Genomic DNA, 15,345 nt, shown 5'->3' with positions numbered 1-15,345 from the left:
GCTTGGTCACGTGAATCGCTCCCTGTGCCGGTCTCCCGCGCCCATCAGGTTCAGCTCGAAGGTGAAGCCCTGCTCGAAGCGGTAGCTGCGCTTGACGTCCACGGGATCGATGCCGTTCAGGGACTCCTTGGCGCGGCGGATCACGTACGGGTCCTTCGCGGCGATCTGCCCCGCCACCTCCAGCGCCGCGTCGCGCAGCTTGTCGCGCGGCGCCACCTCCAGCACCGACCCGAACGCGTGCAGCTCGGCGGCCGTCACGTTCCTGCACGTGTAGACCATGGCCCGCACCAGGTGCTGCGGCACCAGCCTGGCCAGGTGCGTGGCCGCGCCCAGCGCGCCCCGGTCCACCTCGGGCAGCCCGAAGTACGCGTCCTCACTGGCCACCACGATGTCGGCGTTCCCCGCCAGGCCGACGCCGCCGCCCAGGCAGTAGCCGTGCACGGCCGCGATCACCGGCACCGCGCACTCGTAGACCGCCGCGAACGCCGCGTAACACGCCCTGTTGACCCCGACCAGCGCCTCGTACCCCTCGGCGTCCCGCAGTTCCTTGATGTCGACACCGGCGTTGAACCCGCGGCCCTCGGCCCGCAGCACCACCACCCTGGTCTCCGGATCGTCCCCGGCCCGCCGGACGGTCTCGGCCAGCTCCTCCCAGCCCCGCACGGTCAACGCGTTCACCGGCGGCACGTCCACGACCACCTCGGCGATCGGCCCTGCCCGCAGCGTGATCCCCATAGGACTCCCTGGTTGCACCTAACGCTTGCTTGGTACGGTAGCACCCGTGACCGTGACTTACGACTACGCGGGCAAGGCCGTCCTGGTGACCGGCGGCACCCAGGGCATCGGCGCGGGGATCGCCCGCGCCTTCCGGGAGGCGGGCGCCGACGTGACGGTCTGCGCCCGGCGCGAGCCGGCCGTCCCGGTGCCGGGGGTCCGGTTCGCGCGGGCCGACGTGCGGGTGCCCGAGGACGTCGAGCGGCTCATGGCCGGGTTCGGGCGGCTGGACGTGGTGGTCAACAACGCCGGCGGCTCGCCGTACGCGCCGCTCGACGGCACCTCGCCGCGCCTGCACGCCCGCGTCATCGAGCTCAACCTGACGGCCCCGCTGCTGGTCTCGCAGTCCGCGTACCCGCTGCTCGCCGCCGCCGGCGGGGCGATCGTGATGATCGGCAGCGCCGGCGGCGCCCGTCCCTCGCCCGGCACCGCCGCGTACGGCGCCGCCAAGGCCGGGCTGCACCACCTGGCCCGCTGCCTGGCCGCCGAGTGGGCGCCGGAGGTACGCGTCAACACGGTCGTCGTCGGCCTGGCCGCCACCGAGAACGCCGCCTCCCACTACGGCGGGCGCGAGGACGGGATGGGGGCGGCCATCCCGGCGGGCCGGATGGCGACGCCCGCCGACGTGGCCGCCGCGTGCCTGTGGCTGGCCGCGCCCGGCTACGTCACGGGCGCGGAGGTGCGGGTGGACGGCGGCGGCGAGATCCCCGCCTGGCGGCACCTGGCCTCCAGCGACATTTCCTGATATCTCTGCATGATCCTTCTGGGAGGTCTGGGTGGGAATCTGTGCTGGCCGCGTGGTGATCGTGACGGGCGCCGGACGGGGGATCGGGAGGGAGCACGCGCTGGAGTTCGCCAGGCAGGGCGCCCGCGTCGTGGTGAACGACCTCGGCACGGGCCCCGGCGGCGAGGGCAGCTCGGGAGGCCCCGCGCTGGAGGTGGTCGCGGAGATCGAGGCGCTCGGCGGGCAGGCGGTGGCCAACTGCGACGACGTGGCCGACTGGGGTGGCGCGGCCCGCCTGGTCAAGACCGCCGTCAGCGCGTACGGCCGCCTCGACGTCCTGGTGAACAACGCGGGCTTCCTCCGGGACAGGATGCTCGTCTCCATGACCGAGCAGGACTGGGACGACGTCGTCCGCGTCCATCTCAAGGGCCACTTCCTGCCGCTGCGCCACGCGGCGGCGTACTGGCGGGAGGGCGCCAAGGCGGGCGAGCGGGTCACCGGCCGGGTGATCAACACCTCGTCCGGCGCGGGCCTGCTGGGCAGCGTCGGGCAGGCCAACTATTCGGCCGCCAAGGCGGGCATCGCCGCGCTGACGCAGGTGGCCGCGGCCGAGCTGGGCAGGTACGGCGTGACGGTGAACGCCATCGCCCCCGCCGCCCGCACGCGCATGACCGAGGAGGTGTTCGCCGCGACCATGGCCAGGCCGGAGTCCGGCTTCGACCCCATGGACCCCGCGAACATCGCCCCGCTCGTCGTCTGGCTCGGTTCCGAGGGGTCGGGTCACGTGACGGGGCGGGTGTTCGAGGTGGAGGGCGGCTCGATCGCCCTGGCCACGGGCTGGCGCCACGGCGAGCGGGCCGACCGCGGCACGCGCTGGGACCCCGCGGCCGTCGGCGACGCGGTCACCGAGCTCCTGGCCTCCGCCCCGCCCTCCGAGCCCGTGTACGGGGCGTGAGCCGGGCGGGACGGGGCGGGACGGGTCGGGGTCCGGGTGGGTCAGCGCATGGCCGAGCGGGCGGTCGGGCGGAGCAGGAGCCGCTCGGGGGCGGCCGTCAGGCGCTCCTTCAGCATGGGGAGGTCCACCTCCCGCTCCTCCCCGGCCGGGTCGAAGCGGGCGAACCACACGAACACGTTCTCCCCGGTCCGGATCGGGAGCCGGGGGAAGTTGTTCTCCGAGTGCTCGGTCTCCAGGCACGCGACGGGCGGCACCCCCGCCTCGGCCAGCACGGGCGCGACCTCCCGGGCGAAGAAGGCGGAGAAGCCGTCCTCGACGTGGTAGATCGTGGCGGCGTACAGGGACGGGGGCGGCTCGGTCGCGCCCGCGGGCGGCCGCTCCCAGGCGGGCGGCTCGGCCCCGACGGAGTGCAGGAGCAGCACGTCGTCGCTGTCGATCATGGTGGCGTTGGCGGCGTCCCGGTTGGCGCGCCACACGGGCCCTCCGTAGAAGGCCTCCAGCGCGTCCTTGCGGGCCGGCATGGACGGATACGCGCGTAGCCAGGCGAACCGGTCGGGCGCGTCCTGGACGCGGAAGGTGCCGGTGACCCGCATGCCCACCGCCTCCTGGGTCTCCACGAATTCGCGTTCGAACAGCTCGATCAACGTGTCCCGCCGCCCGGGCAGCAGCGTGTACTGGCGCAGTTCATAGATCATGCGGCGGACGTTAGGCCCAGGTCGCTGACATCTTCCGTCAGCGTATTGATCGAATAATATTCTGGTAACTCATAGCTACCGATCGACAACTCACGGTTATATGCTCGCAGTGACCTTGATCTCCAGGGGTCAAGGGAGGTCAAAGGGGCGGCGTGCCCGTGCTCGCCGGCCCTGAACCCTACCGGTGAAGGAGCAGAAGTTGATCAAAAGAGCGTGCGCCGCCGCAGCCGTGCTGGCCATGGCCGTCGGCGGCGCACTCCTGGCTGCCCCGGCTCACGCTGACGACGACTGGTTGGGGCCGCTGAGTGGCGACACCCGGGCCGGTAACTGGAGCAGCAACAGCGACTCGTCCCAGTCCGGAAACAACTTCGGCGACGTCACCTCCGTCAACCGCGGCAGGGACCGCTCGACCAACGTCAACAACGTCAACGGCATCGCTCCGACCGCCACCAACGGCGGCATCACGGTGACCTACATCTTCTACTGACCGGCTGACGTCCAAAGCCAATACGATCTGAAAGGACCACGACCATGGTGAAGAAGCTCTGCGTGACCGGTCTCGTCGCTGCCGCCGCTGCCGGGGTGACCCTGCTGTCGGCCCCCGCGTACGCGGACGTCAACGCGGGTAACTCCAGCTCCAACCGCGGCTCCTCGCAGTCGGGCAACAACTTCGGCAACGTCGTCAACAGCAACGTGAGCGGCCGCGGCGCGACCAGCGTCAACAACGTCAACGGCAACGCCGTGACCGCAACCAACCGCGGCGCCGTGGGCATCGAGGACGTCGTCGAGATCGACTAGCCGGCGGGACGCGGGTCAGGTCCGCGATGGCCTGACCCGCGCCGCACCGACGACGAGCGAGACCCGGTCCTGGCCGCCTGGCGCGAGGCGGCCGGGACCGGGTCGATGCGCTGGGACGACCCCGCCGCCGACCGGAGCGCGCGCGGGCCGATCAGCGCCACTAGCCCCGGACCAGGTCGACCTCGTGGAGAAGGCGCTCGCCGCCGTACCTCAGCCCCTTCCCCACGCCAGGATCGGCCTGGCCCGGCCATCCGGCGGCATCCGGCCGGCCGCTCCTCGTACGTCCCCGTCACAGAAGTAGGGCGGGTCAGCGCGACGTCGGGTGCAGGCGTTGGCCGAGGTCAGACGCCAGGGAGCCGGCCGTTGCGGAACAGGTCGACGAACCGTTGATGGTCTTCCCGGGCCTGTGCCCCGTACCGGTGGGCAAAATCCACCAGCATCCCGATAAATCCGGCTTTGTCGTTGCCGATGACCGCCATGATCGCCTCCTCCGTCGAGAAGTCGACGAGGTCGTGACTGGACTCGTCGTCGGCCACCGCGTGCATGCGCGCCACCGCCCGCCCCAGGTCCTGCACGATCGAGCGCAGCTCGGCCGGCTCGTTCACGTCGTCCCAGTCGAGGTCCGCCGAGTACGGCGACACCTCGGCCACGAGCTGCCCCACCCCGCTGAGCGACGTGTACCCGAGCCACGGATCGGCGTACGCCTGCAGCGCCCGCTGCGACTCCGCCGTGCGATGGCCCTGGTGCAGGAAGTACGAGGCCACCTTCTCGTCGGTGACGTAACGGGCCACCGCGGGCACGGCCGCCTGCTTCATGTAGAGGATGACGTCGTTCTCCAGCGCCTGCGAGCGCCCTTCGAGCAGCAGGTTGTACGACGGCAGCCCCGCCGACCCGATGCCCACGCCCTTGCGCAGCGCCACGTCCTTGATCACGTGCTCGACCGGGTTGGCCTGCACCGGCAGCGTGTTCAGGTACTCCTCGAACGCGGCGACCACCGCCTGCCTGGTCGCCGCGTCCACCGGCTCCCGCCCCTCCATGAGCGCGAACCGCCGGTCGTAGTCGTCGATCACGGTCTCGACGTCCAGCAGCGCCACCCGCGTGCTGAGCCGGGCGGTCTGGAGCACCCGGTGCAGCACGCCGGTGGTGGTGTCCAGCGTGAGCGAGCCGATCGCGTCGTCCCCACCCCCCGCGAGCGCGCCCAGCTCGACCAGGTACGCGCCGGCGAAGTCGGTGACGAGCATGCTGATCGAGTCGTCGGACAGGGCCTTGGCGTACCCGATGAGCGCCACGCTGGCGGCGAAGCGCTTGAGGTCCCAGACGTACGGGCCCACGTAGGCCTCGTCGAAGTCGTTGACGTTGAACACGAGGACGCCGGAGGCGTTCATGTATGTGCCGAAGTTCTCCGCGTGCAGGTCGCCGTGGATCCACACCCGGCTGGTCGGTTCGTCCAGGTAGGAATGGTCCGCGTAGGACTCGGCCATGTCCGCGTAGAACAGACAGGCACTGCCCCGGTAGAACGCGAACGGGGAAGCCGCCATTTTCCGAAATTTCCGCCTAAAAGCGGCAGGATCTCGCTTGATCGACTCGCCGAACTCTGCCATGAGGACATCGAGCAGGAAGGAGGAACGTGCGCCCATGTCACGGACACTAGATCCCCGGGAACCTTGCCGACCACCCTGATCTTTCCCTGACAGGCTCAGGTCAGGGTGGCGGCACGTGCGCCGGGCAGCGACCGCAGCCCCGCCGCGGCCAGCGCGCCGGTCACGATGCTGAGCAGGAGGCACTGCGTGGCTACCACCGACGTGGTGTCGCCGATCGCGGACCCGTACAGGTCGATCAGCAGGCCCAGCCGGCCCGGCAGCATTAGCAGGCCGGCGATCGACAGCCCGAGCGCCAGGGACGGCACGGGCCTGCGGGCCACCGCGAAGGCCGAGCCCACGACCAGCGCGGCGATCGCCGTCCCGTCGAGGTCCAGCCACAGGGCCAGCCATTCCGACTCGTAGAGCCGCAGGGCCAGCCACACCTCGGCCCAGGCCAGCATCGTCAGGCCGGCGGCCGGCGGCGCCAGGGTCAGCCACCACGGCCGGCGCGGCGGGGTGACGTCGCGATGGAAGCCCAGCAGGAGCGCGATCACGGGTGCCGCCGTGACCAGCATGCGGCCCGCCTCCGTCCACGGCCCGTCCCCGGCGGTGCCGGGCAGGACCAGCGTGATCGCGTCATAGGCGAGAAGGGGGATCGTGCCGAGCAGTGCCGCGACCTTGGCCAGGCGCGGCCGGGCCCGCATGATCGCCGTGAAGGCCGCCACGGCGCAGAGGCCGGTCCCCAGGTCCCGGAGCGCCATCAGGTGCTCGGCGGGTTCGGGCGCGCCCGGGAACGGGGTGGTCCCCAGGCTGAGCGCGCGCAGCACGTCCGCCGCGACGAGGACGCCGTACACCGCCTGGTAGGCCAGCCCCAGCAGCGCGGCGAGCCGGACGGCCTCGCCCCAGGCGAAGGCCCGCGGCCGGTCGCGCACGGCGCCGAGCCGCAGCCGGACGGACAGCGCCGCGACGCTGGCGATCTCGCCCCAGCTCGGCCGCGGGTTCACGTCGTCGGGCACGTCGCCGTACATCTCCATGAACGCGGCCACCATCTCCTCCTCGCGCTCGACGTGGTAGAAGGCGGGCAGGAGGCGCAGGACACGGCGGTAACGGTGTTCGAGCAGGCTCACGCGGCACCCCCGGCCGGGCGGTTCGCGCGGCCGTCTCCGGCGGGCAGCAGTCGTGTGGGACGGCGGTTCACGCGGCACCCCCGGCGGGCAGCTGTCGCGGGCGTGGCGGCGTCGGCGTCGGGGCGGGCGTGCCCGAGGCCGTCGACGGGCGGCGCTCCGGGGCGCGTCTGGCGCGCAGGCGGGCGTTGGCGGCCTCGGCGTTGGCGGCCAGCCTGGCCGCCTCCTGCTCCAGCGCGTCGGCGCCCTCGTCGGTCAGCCGGTAGTAGCGCCGCAGCCGCCCCTGCTGGACCTCCTCGCGGTCCGGCTCGACCAGGCCCTCGGCCGACAGCCGGTCGAGCACGCCGTAGAGCGTCCCGATCTTGAGCTGCACGCGCCCCTCGGACAGGCGATCGACCTCCTGGACGATTCCGTAGCCGTGGCGCGGCTCGTCCACCAGCGCGATCAGCGCCAGGAACATGGGCTCCGTTATATTCACGGTGCCACTATATCCTGACCTTCAGGATATCGTCACGGATGCTGCGAGGAGACCGAGACCACCTCTCCCGTCATGTACGAGGAGTAGTCGCTGGCCAGGAAGACGATCACGTTCGCCACCTCCCACGGCTCCGCCGACCGCCCGAAAGCCTCCTTGGCCGCCAGCTCCGCCAGCAGCTCCTCGCTGGTCACCTTCGCCAGGAACGGGTGCACCGCCAGCGAGGGCGCCACCGCGTTCACTCGCACGCCGTGCTCGGCGGCCTCCAGCGCGACGCACCTGGTCAGCGCCATCACCCCGGCCTTGGCGGCCGCGTAGTGCGACTGGCCCCGCTGGGCGCGCCAGCCGATCACCGAGGCGTTGTTCACGATGACGCCGGAACCCTGGGCGATCATCTGCCTGAGCGCCGCCCTGGTGCAGCGCATCGTGCCGTTCAGGGTGACGTCGATGACCGCGTGCCACTGCTCGTCCGGCATCTCGGCCAGCGGGGCCGTACCGCCGAGACCGGCGTTGTTGACCACCACGTCCAGCCTGCCGTGCGCCTCCACCGCCGCGTCGAACAGCGCCAGCACCTGTGCCTCTGACGTCACGTCGCACGGCACGGCCAGCGGCTTGACGCCGGTGAGCTCGGTCAGCGCGTCGGCGGCGGCGGCCAGGCGGCGCTCGTGCCGGTCCGAGAGGACGATCGTCGCGCCCTCCTCGGCGCAGCGCCTGGCGGTCGCGTAGCCGATTCCCGCCCCTGCGGCGGCCGTCACCAGCGTCACCTTGCCGTCCAGCAGTCCGTGCGCCTTCGGATATGGGGGCATCCGTGCTCCAATCAGCGGGGGAGTCCCAGGGTGCGCTCGGCGATGATGTTCCGCTGGATCTCGCTGGATCCGGCATAGATCGTGTCGGCGCGGCTGAACAGGTAGAGCCGCTGCAACTCGTTGAGCTCGCCCTGCCCGCTCTCATCGGGGCCGGTCTGGGAGGGCTCGGCCACCAGCCCGGCCTTGCCCTGCACGGCCTGAGCCAGCTCGCCCAGCCTCCGGTGCCACTCCGACCAGTAGAGCTTGGCGATCGACACCTCGGGACCCGGGTCCGGGCGCAGCATCCTGAGCGCGTTGAGCCGCATGATCTCCAGCTCCAGCCACGACTGGACCAGCCTGTCCCGCAGCACCGGGTCGTCGGCCGCGCCCGTCCTTCGGGCGGTCTCGACGACCTTGGCCAGCTCCCGCCTGAACCCGATCTGCTGCCCGAGCGTCGAGGCGCCGCGCTCGTAACCGAGCGTGGCCATCGCCACCCGCCAGCCCTCGCCCGGCGCTCCCAGGATGTTCCCCGCCGCTGTGCGCGCGCCGTCGAAGAACACCTCGTTGAACTCCGACGTCCCGGTGAGCTGCACGATCGGCCGCACGTCGACGCCCGGCCGGTCCATGGGGACGAGCAGGTACGACAGCCCCTTGTGCCGCTGCGAGCCGGGCTCGGTACGGCACAGCACGAAGCACCAGTCGGCCACGTGCGCCAGCGACGTCCACACCTTCTGCCCGGTGACGACCCACTCGCCGCCCTCCAGGTGCGCCTTCGTCTGGACGTTGGCCAGGTCGGAGCCCGCCTCGGGCTCGGAGTAGCCCTGGCACCAGAGCTCGTCACCGCGCTGGATCGGCGGCAGGAAGCGGTCCTTCTGCTCGTCGGTGCCGAATTCGAGGATGGTCGGGCCGATCAGCCCCTCGCCGATGTGGCCCACCCTGGCGGGGGCGTCGGCCCTGGCGTACTCCTCGTGGAAGGCGATCTGGTCCTCCAGGGAGGCGGCGCGGCCGCCGTACCGCTCGGGCCAGCCCAGGCAGGTCCACCCGGCCTTGCCGAGGTGGCGCTCCCACGCCTGCCGCAGCTCGTGGCCCTCGTGCTCGCGTCCGGGTCCGCCGAGCCCTCTGGCGTGCGCGAACTCGCCGCTCAGCGCCTCCTCCAGCCAGGCCCGCGCCTGCTCCCGCAGCCCCGGCGTGCCGGGTGGCTCTTTTCCTTCTTGGCCCGCCGGCTCAGGCAAGCTCAACGAAGCCCCCGTACCCGCCGGCTCAGGCAGGCTCAACGAAGCCCCCGTACCCGCCGGCTCAGGCAGGCTCAACGAAGCCCCCGTACCCGCCGCGGAAGAACACGAGGGGGCCGCCGTCCGCGTGCGTGTCGAGCTGGAGCACCCGGGCCACGACGATCATGTGATCGCCCGCCGCGTGCTCGGCCTCGACCGCGCAGTCGATCCACGCCAGCGCGCCTTCGAGCACCGGGTTGCCACCGGGGGAGCCCGTCCACTCCAGGCCCGCGAACTTGTCGCCGCCCTTGGTCGCCATCTGGGCGCACACCGCCTGCTGGTGCTCGGCCAGCACGTTCACGGTGACGACCTTGGCGCCGCGCACCTTGGGCCAGCTGGTGCTGGTGTGGGCCACGCAGAACGCCACCAGGGGCGGGTCCAGCGAGACGGAGGTGAAGGAGTTGGCCGCCAGTCCGCACGGCCGGCCGCTCACCGGATCGAGCGCCGTGATCGCCACCACACCGGTCGCGAACCTGCCGAGCACCTGCCGGAAACGGCGGCTGTCCAGGTGACCGTTCGCGCTGTGAGGTGAAGGGCCGGTCGGCATGGCGGCTCCGTTGCGAATCCTGCGCTGAGGGGGCGCCGGAAGGCCGCGACAGCCGTCCGGCGCGACGAGCCGGGCAGCGTGTGTGCTCATTGGTCCGCCTCCTAGTCCACCGTCTGCGCTCTATCATACCAAGCGCTTGCTTGGACGCTAGGGCGAACGGGGAAACCATGTCAAGTTCGCCTGCCACACGTGCTGCGACGGCCCCTCCGGTGCGCGCTCGCCGACCGGCACGTCCGTGCCTGCCCCGTGCGGGGCGTCTCGCCCTCCAAGCGGCGGGGTGCGTTGACATGGGGGAAATTTCCAGCCTAACGTGACGTTTGTGCCCAAGCGCTTGCTTGACATCCGAAACCGCACCGCGATAGCCGGGGTCGGCTACACCCCCTTCGTGAAGGACTCGGGCGTCAGCACCCTCACGCTGGCCTGCCGCGCCGTGCTGGCCGCGCTGGAGGACGCCGGGCTGTCGGCGGACGAGGTGGACGGCCTGGCCACGCATCGCGTGGGCGACTCCGCCGCCCCCACGCTGGTGGCCCCCGCGCTGGGCATGACCGACCTCGCCTGGCACCTCGACCAGTTCGGCGGCGGCAGCGTCTCGCACGCGGTCGTCGGGCAGGCGGCGCTGGCGGTCGCGGCCGGGGTGGCCGAGACGGTCGTCTGCTACCGCGCCATCAACGCCCGTTCCGAGTTCCGCATGGGCGGCACCGGCCGGGGCGTGCCGGTGAGCCCGGAGGTGCAGTACCAGGCCCCGTACGGGTACGTGGCGCCGCCGCAGCAGTACGCCATGTACGCCCGAGCACACATGCTGAAATATGGCACTCAAGCCGAACATTTCGGGCAGTTAGCGGTCACCCAGCGCGCCAACGCGGCCAAGAACCCACGCGCCCTGATGCGCACCCCCATCACGCTGGACGACTACCTGGCGAGCAGATGGATCGCGGAGCCGTTCCGGTTGCTGGACTGCTGCCTGGAGACGGACGGGGCCTGCGCCCTGGTCGTCACCACCGCCGAACGCGCCCGCTCGCTCCGCCGCCCCCCGGTGCTGATCTCGGCCGCGGCCTGGGGCGGCGGCACGTCCCACCTCTCGGGCCCGTCCGCCGACCCCACGGTGACCGCGGCCGCCGCCCTGGCCCCGCGCCTCTACGCGCAGGCCGGGCTGGGGCCGGAGGACATCGACGTGGCAGAGTTGTACGACTGCTTCACGTACTCGGTGATCGTCCAGCTGGAGGACTACGGGTTCTGCGAGAAGGGCGAGGGCGGCCCGTACGTGGCCTCGGGCGCGACGGCGCCGGACGGCCCGCTCCCGGTCAACACCCACGGCGGCTTCCTGTCCGAGGGGTACGTCCACGGCATCAACCACATCGCCGAGGCCGTCTCCCAGCTCAGAGGCGACGCGGGGGACCGCCAGGTGGCGGGGGCCGAGGTCGCGCTGTCCACGGCCCAGCCCGGCTACATCCTCCCCGCCACCTCCGCCCTGATCCTGAGGAGGTCATGATGGCGGCGTACCGGCCCGAACCCGACCGGGACTCCAGGGAGTGGTGGGAACGGGTCGCGGGCGAGGAGTTCGCCGTGCAGGAGTGCGACGGGTGCGGGGCGGTGCGCTTCCCGGCGCGGGCGTTCTGTCCCGAGTGCCGCACGGAGGCGTGGCACTGGCGGGAGGTGCGGCCCGAGGGGGTGGTCGAGAGCTGGATCGTCAACCATCAGCCGTTCATGCCGGGGTTCGGGACGCCGTACGTGGTGGTGATGGTCCGGCTGGCGGCGGTGCCGGGGTGCTTCGTGTACGGGAACTGGCGCGGCGACGGCCCTCCGGAGCGCGGCCGGCGGGTGCGGGCCGCCTACCGTCCGGTCGACGAGCGGTTGACCCTGGTGGACTGGGCGCCGGTGGATGACGACGGGAATCTGGATGGTCATCCGGCCGAGCGCAAATCCTCCCGCTAGTTGACCTTGCTCCGGAAATTGGATTGGTACCGGAAAATCCCACCAGTCCCACCATCACGAAGGAGCCCCCAGGTTTGGCTCCGAGGGTTGATGATGATGGAAGTAGACGTCGACGCGGACGGCTCGGACTGGCGGCGAACGATGACTGACGGGAAGTCGGTGGCGGGTGTGACCTCGGGGTCACGAGTGACGATCCTGCCTGCCCGCCGGCTCTCGATGAAGCCGTCCAGCCGGTTGTGCCGTGCCGTCGCGGCGCCCGGCCCCGCACACCGGAGAAGCGTCTCCCTGGACGGGGCCCGGCCATGGTCGGCGGGTGGGGTCGCCCGTGGTGACCGTAAAAGATGTGAACGGCCGTCCTGGGCGACGGCGAGTGCTTCGGGGCCGGCGAGGACCTGTGGTGACGTCCGCATCCGGAGGGCGGCGGGCACCTGGGGATCGGCGGGGATCCGAAGTGCGGCGAGTGCCCGGGAGCCGGTGGTCACCGGCGCGCCGGCGGCGCGAGATCCGCCTGGAAGGGCGCGGCCCCCGCCTGAAGCGGGAAGAGGCGCGATGCCCAGCGTTGGTCCCTTGGAGGAAAACGCGCCCTGGCGGGCGTGGGGGACCCGCCAGGACGCGCTTCCTGTCCCGTGCGCGACGGCGCCAGGACTCCGGCGAGGGATGGAGTCCTAGACCGTGAGTTCGCGCACGGAGTCGATGGGGGAGTGTGAAAGCTCCCGCTGCCGGTAACGTGCGGCGATGCGTTGAGCTGCACCAACCGGGTCATCGATGGGGTGCGTGACGGGGGCGCCACCCTCCTCATTCCAGACAAAGGATCCGTCATTGCACCACACGGTCAGCTCAGTCAACACCGATAGCTCGCGCACGCCGACGCCCATGCTCTGGTAGGTGTGGGTGAACCCCTGGCGACGCAACCCGTAACGCAGTAAACGTGTTGCTTCACAAGGGGCATGCCAGGGCAGGTACGGCGTACCCGTGCGGACCGGCAACACTGGCCTTCACCCCCTCACCGGCCTTTAGATGGATTTGTACCAACGAATGGATGATGGGCCGGTGGAGGCGGTTCGGTCAAGGGGTTGTGGCCTGCTAGAACCAGATCGTCTAAATTGTTGGAACAAAAGGGGTGAAAGTGGCAAGGTCGGTGCTGTATCAGCAGGTGGCTGCGGAGTTGCGTCGAGCCATCTACTCGGGCGTCCTCGGCCCGGGATCACAGCTGCCGACCGAGGCGCAGCTCATGGAAGACCATGGGGTGAGCAGGAACACCGTAAGGCTGGCCCTGGGAGAGCTCGTCAATGAGGGGCTCGTTACGCGCACGCCGCGGCGCGGAACCGTGGTCAGAGACCGCAGACCGCTGCTGATCTATCCGCAGCGGGAGCTGGAGCCACAACCTTCTGGGGAACTGCGGGAAGCCTTCGCCTATGCCGTGGCGCAGGAAGGCCGCGAGCCAAGCCAGTACATCGAGGTGCTGACGGTTTCTCCCGTCGAGGAGATCGCCAGCAGGCTGGAGTTGGCTGATGGGGAATTGGCGGTGGTGAGGCGCCGTCTGCGTTTCGTGGACGGCCAGCCGTACAACACCAACGATTCCTACTTCCCTCGTGACATGGTTGCCGACTCCGAGATCGCCAGACCCGGAGACATCGCGCGAGGGGCGAACCGGGTGCTGGAGGAGCTGGGCCATGCGCAGGTGCGCGTCACCGACGACATCTGGGCCCGCATGCCCAACCAGGAGGAGGCCGAGCGCCTCCAACTCGAGCTCGGCACGCCAGTCATGGTGTATGTCCGAGTTGGGTACGACGGGGCCGACATGCCGGTGCGTGTCGCGGTGTCGGTGCTGCCCGCCGACAAACATTTGATCAGATACGAGCTCGATGGCCGCTAGCGAGCTCTGTTGAAGGGGTGATCCCGCCGGCTGGGGCCGGGCGCAGCGAGAAATTAGCCGCCTCGCTGGCCTAGGGGAGTCGTGCATACTCCCCTAAATCGCCATTTATCCATATATATCGGGTCTAGGCCCCATTTTCGGCTACGCGCACCATTGCTTCATCACGCTTTGTGTGTGCGCTTACACCCAACGCAACGGGAGTTTCATTATGCACACCAACACGCTGCTTCACCCGCTCGCTCTCCGCCGAGCGGAGCCAGAGGACCTTCCCGGCGTACTCACGCTGCTCGCGGACGCCGCCGAGTGGCTTTACAGGCGAGGAGTGCGGCAGTGGCCGCGCGGGGGCTTCGGCCCGGAGCGCATCGTGCCGCTCATTGAGGAGCGGGTGCTGTTCCTGCTCGACGACGAGCTCAGATATCTCGACCCCGACGAATCGGCCCCGCCGGTTGCCACCATAGCCCTCGACGACCACGCGGATCCCGAGTTCTGGACGCTCGACGACGACCCCGGGGCCGCCCTTTACGTCCACAAGCTCGCCGTGGCGCGCCCCTGGTCCGGCAGCGGCCTCGGCGACGCCCTCCTGGACTGGGCCTGCGCCTCCGCCCACGCGGCCGGGCTGCCCTGGCTGCGGCTGGACTGCGCCAAGGGGAACAGGCGGCTGCAGGATTACTACCGCAGGCGCGGGTTCCGCCACGTCCGCACGGTGGACCTTCCCCACCGCGCGTCCGGCGCCCTCTTCGAACGCCCGTCGGCGGACCTCGGCACCACGGCCTTCCGTGACCTGACCATGGCCGAACTCATCTCCGCCTGACATCCCGCCCCCACGGCCCCGGTCTCCCGGGATCGGGGCCAAGCGCGCCCACCCGGCGTGCGCGGAAGCCGGGTGGAGTGCGTCGGTTCGCGTGCGGGGGTGGGCGGCTGTGTGCTTCGCTGGCGTGGGCCGAGGTCCCGCGGTGTGGTCCGGCGGCGGATGCCGCTCATGCGGGCGCTGTGGGAGCATCTGAGCGCCCGGCGGGTGCCCCTGCGGCGAGGGGGAGGGGCCGCTGGCGGGGACTTTTTGGTGTGATCAGCGGCGGAACGGTGCAGAGCACCATATAACCTCTCCTCCATGACCGGATCCCTGCTCGAGGTGATCGCCCTCAACGTGCGTGACGCCGTGGCCGCTGAACAGGGTGGAGCCGACCGGCTGGAGGTCGTCGCCGACATGGCGGCCGACGGGCTGACCCCCTCCCCGGAGACGGTTGCCGCGATCGCCGCGGAGTGCCCCCTCCCTCAGATGGTGATGCTCCGCTGTGACGCCAACTTCATCGCCGACCCCGACGTGCTCGACCGCCTGAGCCGGGACGCCAAGGCGTTGGCGCAGGCCGGGGCGGCGGGGTTCGTGTTCGGGTTCCTCGACAGGTCAGGGAAGGTCGATCTGGGGGCGACGGAGGCGCTCATCCACGCCGTCTCGCCGCTCCCGTGGACGTTCCACCGGGCGGTCGATCACGCCGCCGACGTCCAGGCGTCCTGGCGGGCGGTGCGGCTGCTGCCCAATCTCGCCACCGTCCTCACCTCGGGCTCGCCCAACGGGGTGGGGGAGGGGTTGCCGGTGCTGAGGGGGCGCGCCGATGCCGGTGACGGCTCGATCATCCTGGCCGGGGGCGGGCTGAAGCCGGCGTACGTGCCGGCGCTGCTCGACTACGGCATCCGCGCCTTCCACGTGGGGTCCGCCGTGCGGGGGAGCTGGTCCGACCCGGTGGAGTCGCGGCTGGTACGCCAGTGGCGGTCCCTGGTCGAACGCGACTGACGCCTCCGGCCGCCCCCGCC

The 15,345-nt window shown here is 71.1% G+C and carries 18 protein-coding genes; 9 read left to right on the top strand and 9 right to left on the bottom strand.

Translation table 11 applies throughout. The features are described 5' to 3' along the window. Nucleotides 1–6: 6 nt before the first annotated feature. Nucleotides 7–735 carry an enoyl-CoA hydratase family protein gene (locus tag ACIBQ1_RS07600; RefSeq protein ID WP_397275306.1) on the bottom strand — a complete coding sequence of 243 codons (729 nt, stop codon included), beginning with the start codon at nt 733–735 and terminating at the stop codon, nt 7–9. Between the two features lie 46 nt (nt 736–781). Here ACIBQ1_RS07600 and ACIBQ1_RS07595 point away from each other — a divergent pair, with 46 nt between their 5' ends. After that, nucleotides 782–1,519, top strand: a complete 738-nt coding sequence (locus ACIBQ1_RS07595) for an SDR family oxidoreductase (protein WP_397275305.1) — start codon at nt 782–784, stop codon at nt 1,517–1,519. A gap of 31 nt (nt 1,520–1,550) precedes the next feature. Beyond that, the gene (locus tag ACIBQ1_RS07590; RefSeq protein ID WP_397275303.1) at nt 1,551–2,453 is read left to right on the top strand and encodes an SDR family oxidoreductase; all 903 of its coding nucleotides are present in this window, start codon (nt 1,551–1,553) and stop codon (nt 2,451–2,453) included. 41 nt (nt 2,454–2,494) lie between these two features. Here ACIBQ1_RS07590 and ACIBQ1_RS07585 read toward each other — a convergent pair whose 3' ends face one another. Then, on the bottom strand, nt 2,495–3,148 hold the full coding sequence (locus tag ACIBQ1_RS07585; RefSeq protein WP_397275301.1) for an NIPSNAP family protein: 654 nt from the start codon (nt 3,146–3,148) through the stop codon (nt 2,495–2,497). Between the two features lie 199 nt (nt 3,149–3,347). On the opposite strand from ACIBQ1_RS07585, the gene ACIBQ1_RS07580 reads away from it, so the two are divergent. Together ACIBQ1_RS07580 and ACIBQ1_RS07575 are read left to right on the top strand one after the other, a co-directional pair. After that, on the top strand, nt 3,348–3,635 hold the full coding sequence (locus ACIBQ1_RS07580) for a hypothetical protein (protein ID WP_397275299.1): 288 nt from the start codon (nt 3,348–3,350) through the stop codon (nt 3,633–3,635). Nucleotides 3,636–3,679: 44 nt separating this feature from the next. Then, nucleotides 3,680–3,946, top strand: a complete 267-nt coding sequence (locus ACIBQ1_RS07575; RefSeq protein ID WP_397275298.1) for a hypothetical protein — start codon at nt 3,680–3,682, stop codon at nt 3,944–3,946. A 341-nt stretch (nt 3,947–4,287) separates the two neighbouring features. On the opposite strand, the gene ACIBQ1_RS07570 is transcribed toward ACIBQ1_RS07575, so the two are convergent. The 6 genes from ACIBQ1_RS07570 to ACIBQ1_RS07545 form a co-directional block, all read right to left on the bottom strand. Next, the gene (locus ACIBQ1_RS07570; RefSeq protein ID WP_397275297.1) at nt 4,288–5,583 is read right to left on the bottom strand and encodes a DUF2252 domain-containing protein; all 1,296 of its coding nucleotides are present in this window, start codon (nt 5,581–5,583) and stop codon (nt 4,288–4,290) included. 59 nt (nt 5,584–5,642) lie between these two features. Then, nucleotides 5,643–6,653, bottom strand: a complete 1,011-nt coding sequence (locus ACIBQ1_RS07565; protein WP_397275296.1) for a hypothetical protein — start codon at nt 6,651–6,653, stop codon at nt 5,643–5,645. Nucleotides 6,654–6,720: 67 nt separating this feature from the next. Next, nucleotides 6,721–7,128 carry a PadR family transcriptional regulator gene (locus tag ACIBQ1_RS07560; protein ID WP_397275294.1) on the bottom strand — a complete coding sequence of 136 codons (408 nt, stop codon included), beginning with the start codon at nt 7,126–7,128 and terminating at the stop codon, nt 6,721–6,723. A gap of 32 nt (nt 7,129–7,160) precedes the next feature. Beyond that, nucleotides 7,161–7,931, bottom strand: a complete 771-nt coding sequence (locus tag ACIBQ1_RS07555; protein WP_397275292.1) for an SDR family oxidoreductase — start codon at nt 7,929–7,931, stop codon at nt 7,161–7,163. Nucleotides 7,932–7,942: 11 nt separating this feature from the next. After that, complete coding sequence (locus tag ACIBQ1_RS07550; RefSeq protein ID WP_397275290.1) at nt 7,943–9,148, bottom strand: acyl-CoA dehydrogenase family protein; 1,206 nt, start codon at nt 9,146–9,148, stop codon at nt 7,943–7,945. Between the two features lie 58 nt (nt 9,149–9,206). Further along, nucleotides 9,207–9,728 (bottom strand): flavin reductase family protein, encoded by a 522-nt coding sequence (locus ACIBQ1_RS07545; RefSeq protein ID WP_397275553.1) that lies wholly within the window; start codon nt 9,726–9,728, stop codon nt 9,207–9,209. Between the two features lie 319 nt (nt 9,729–10,047). Here ACIBQ1_RS07545 and ACIBQ1_RS07540 point away from each other — a divergent pair, with 319 nt between their 5' ends. Beyond that, nucleotides 10,048–11,217 (top strand): thiolase C-terminal domain-containing protein, encoded by a 1,170-nt coding sequence (locus ACIBQ1_RS07540; protein ID WP_397275289.1) that lies wholly within the window; start codon nt 10,048–10,050, stop codon nt 11,215–11,217. Further along, nucleotides 11,214–11,660 (top strand): Zn-ribbon domain-containing OB-fold protein, encoded by a 447-nt coding sequence (locus ACIBQ1_RS07535; protein WP_397275287.1) that lies wholly within the window; start codon nt 11,214–11,216, stop codon nt 11,658–11,660. Before ACIBQ1_RS07540 ends, ACIBQ1_RS07535 begins: the two co-directional genes overlap by 4 nt. A 665-nt stretch (nt 11,661–12,325) precedes the next feature. Here the strand turns inward: ACIBQ1_RS07535 and ACIBQ1_RS07530 are convergent. Then, nucleotides 12,326–12,649: a hypothetical protein gene (locus ACIBQ1_RS07530; protein WP_397275286.1), complete on the bottom strand. Its 324-nt coding sequence runs from the start codon at nt 12,647–12,649 to the stop codon at nt 12,326–12,328. Nucleotides 12,650–12,798: 149 nt separating this feature from the next. Between ACIBQ1_RS07530 and ACIBQ1_RS07525 the strand changes: the two genes are divergently transcribed. From ACIBQ1_RS07525 to ACIBQ1_RS07515, 3 genes are all read left to right on the top strand, one after another. Further along, nucleotides 12,799–13,536: a GntR family transcriptional regulator gene (locus ACIBQ1_RS07525; protein WP_350724598.1), complete on the top strand. Its 738-nt coding sequence runs from the start codon at nt 12,799–12,801 to the stop codon at nt 13,534–13,536. Nucleotides 13,537–13,744: 208 nt separating this feature from the next. Then, on the top strand, nt 13,745–14,347 hold the full coding sequence (locus tag ACIBQ1_RS07520) for a GNAT family N-acetyltransferase (protein WP_397275284.1): 603 nt from the start codon (nt 13,745–13,747) through the stop codon (nt 14,345–14,347). 297 nt (nt 14,348–14,644) lie between these two features. After that, nucleotides 14,645–15,325 carry a copper homeostasis protein CutC gene (locus ACIBQ1_RS07515; protein ID WP_397275283.1) on the top strand — a complete coding sequence of 227 codons (681 nt, stop codon included), beginning with the start codon at nt 14,645–14,647 and terminating at the stop codon, nt 15,323–15,325. The last annotated feature ends 20 nt before the right edge of the window (nt 15,326–15,345 follow it).

The organism is Nonomuraea sp. NPDC050153, assembly GCF_044460125.1.
In the GTDB taxonomy this organism is placed as follows: Bacteria; Actinomycetota; Actinomycetes; order Streptosporangiales; family Streptosporangiaceae; genus Nonomuraea.
This window is presented reverse-complemented; position numbering and strand designations above follow the sequence as displayed.

Bases quoted from the DNA above. Each gene is read 5' to 3' on its own strand.
- ACIBQ1_RS07600 (WP_397275306.1), bottom strand. From the start codon at position 735: ATGGGGATCACGCTGCGGGCAGGGCCGATCGCCGAGGTGGTCGTGGAC.
- ACIBQ1_RS07585 (WP_397275301.1), bottom strand. From the start codon at position 3,148: ATGATCTATGAACTGCGCCAGTACACGCTGCTGCCCGGGCGGCGGGAC.
- ACIBQ1_RS07575 (WP_397275298.1), top strand. From the start codon at position 3,680: ATGGTGAAGAAGCTCTGCGTGACCGGTCTCGTCGCTGCCGCCGCTGCC.
- ACIBQ1_RS07570 (WP_397275297.1), bottom strand. From the start codon at position 5,583: ATGGGCGCACGTTCCTCCTTCCTGCTCGATGTCCTCATGGCAGAGTTC.
- ACIBQ1_RS07555 (WP_397275292.1), bottom strand. From the start codon at position 7,931: ATGCCCCCATATCCGAAGGCGCACGGACTGCTGGACGGCAAGGTGACG.
- ACIBQ1_RS07545 (WP_397275553.1), bottom strand. From the start codon at position 9,728: ATGCCGACCGGCCCTTCACCTCACAGCGCGAACGGTCACCTGGACAGC.
- ACIBQ1_RS07535 (WP_397275287.1), top strand. From the start codon at position 11,214: ATGATGGCGGCGTACCGGCCCGAACCCGACCGGGACTCCAGGGAGTGG.
- ACIBQ1_RS07520 (WP_397275284.1), top strand. From the start codon at position 13,745: ATGCACACCAACACGCTGCTTCACCCGCTCGCTCTCCGCCGAGCGGAG.
- ACIBQ1_RS07515 (WP_397275283.1), top strand. From the start codon at position 14,645: ATGACCGGATCCCTGCTCGAGGTGATCGCCCTCAACGTGCGTGACGCC.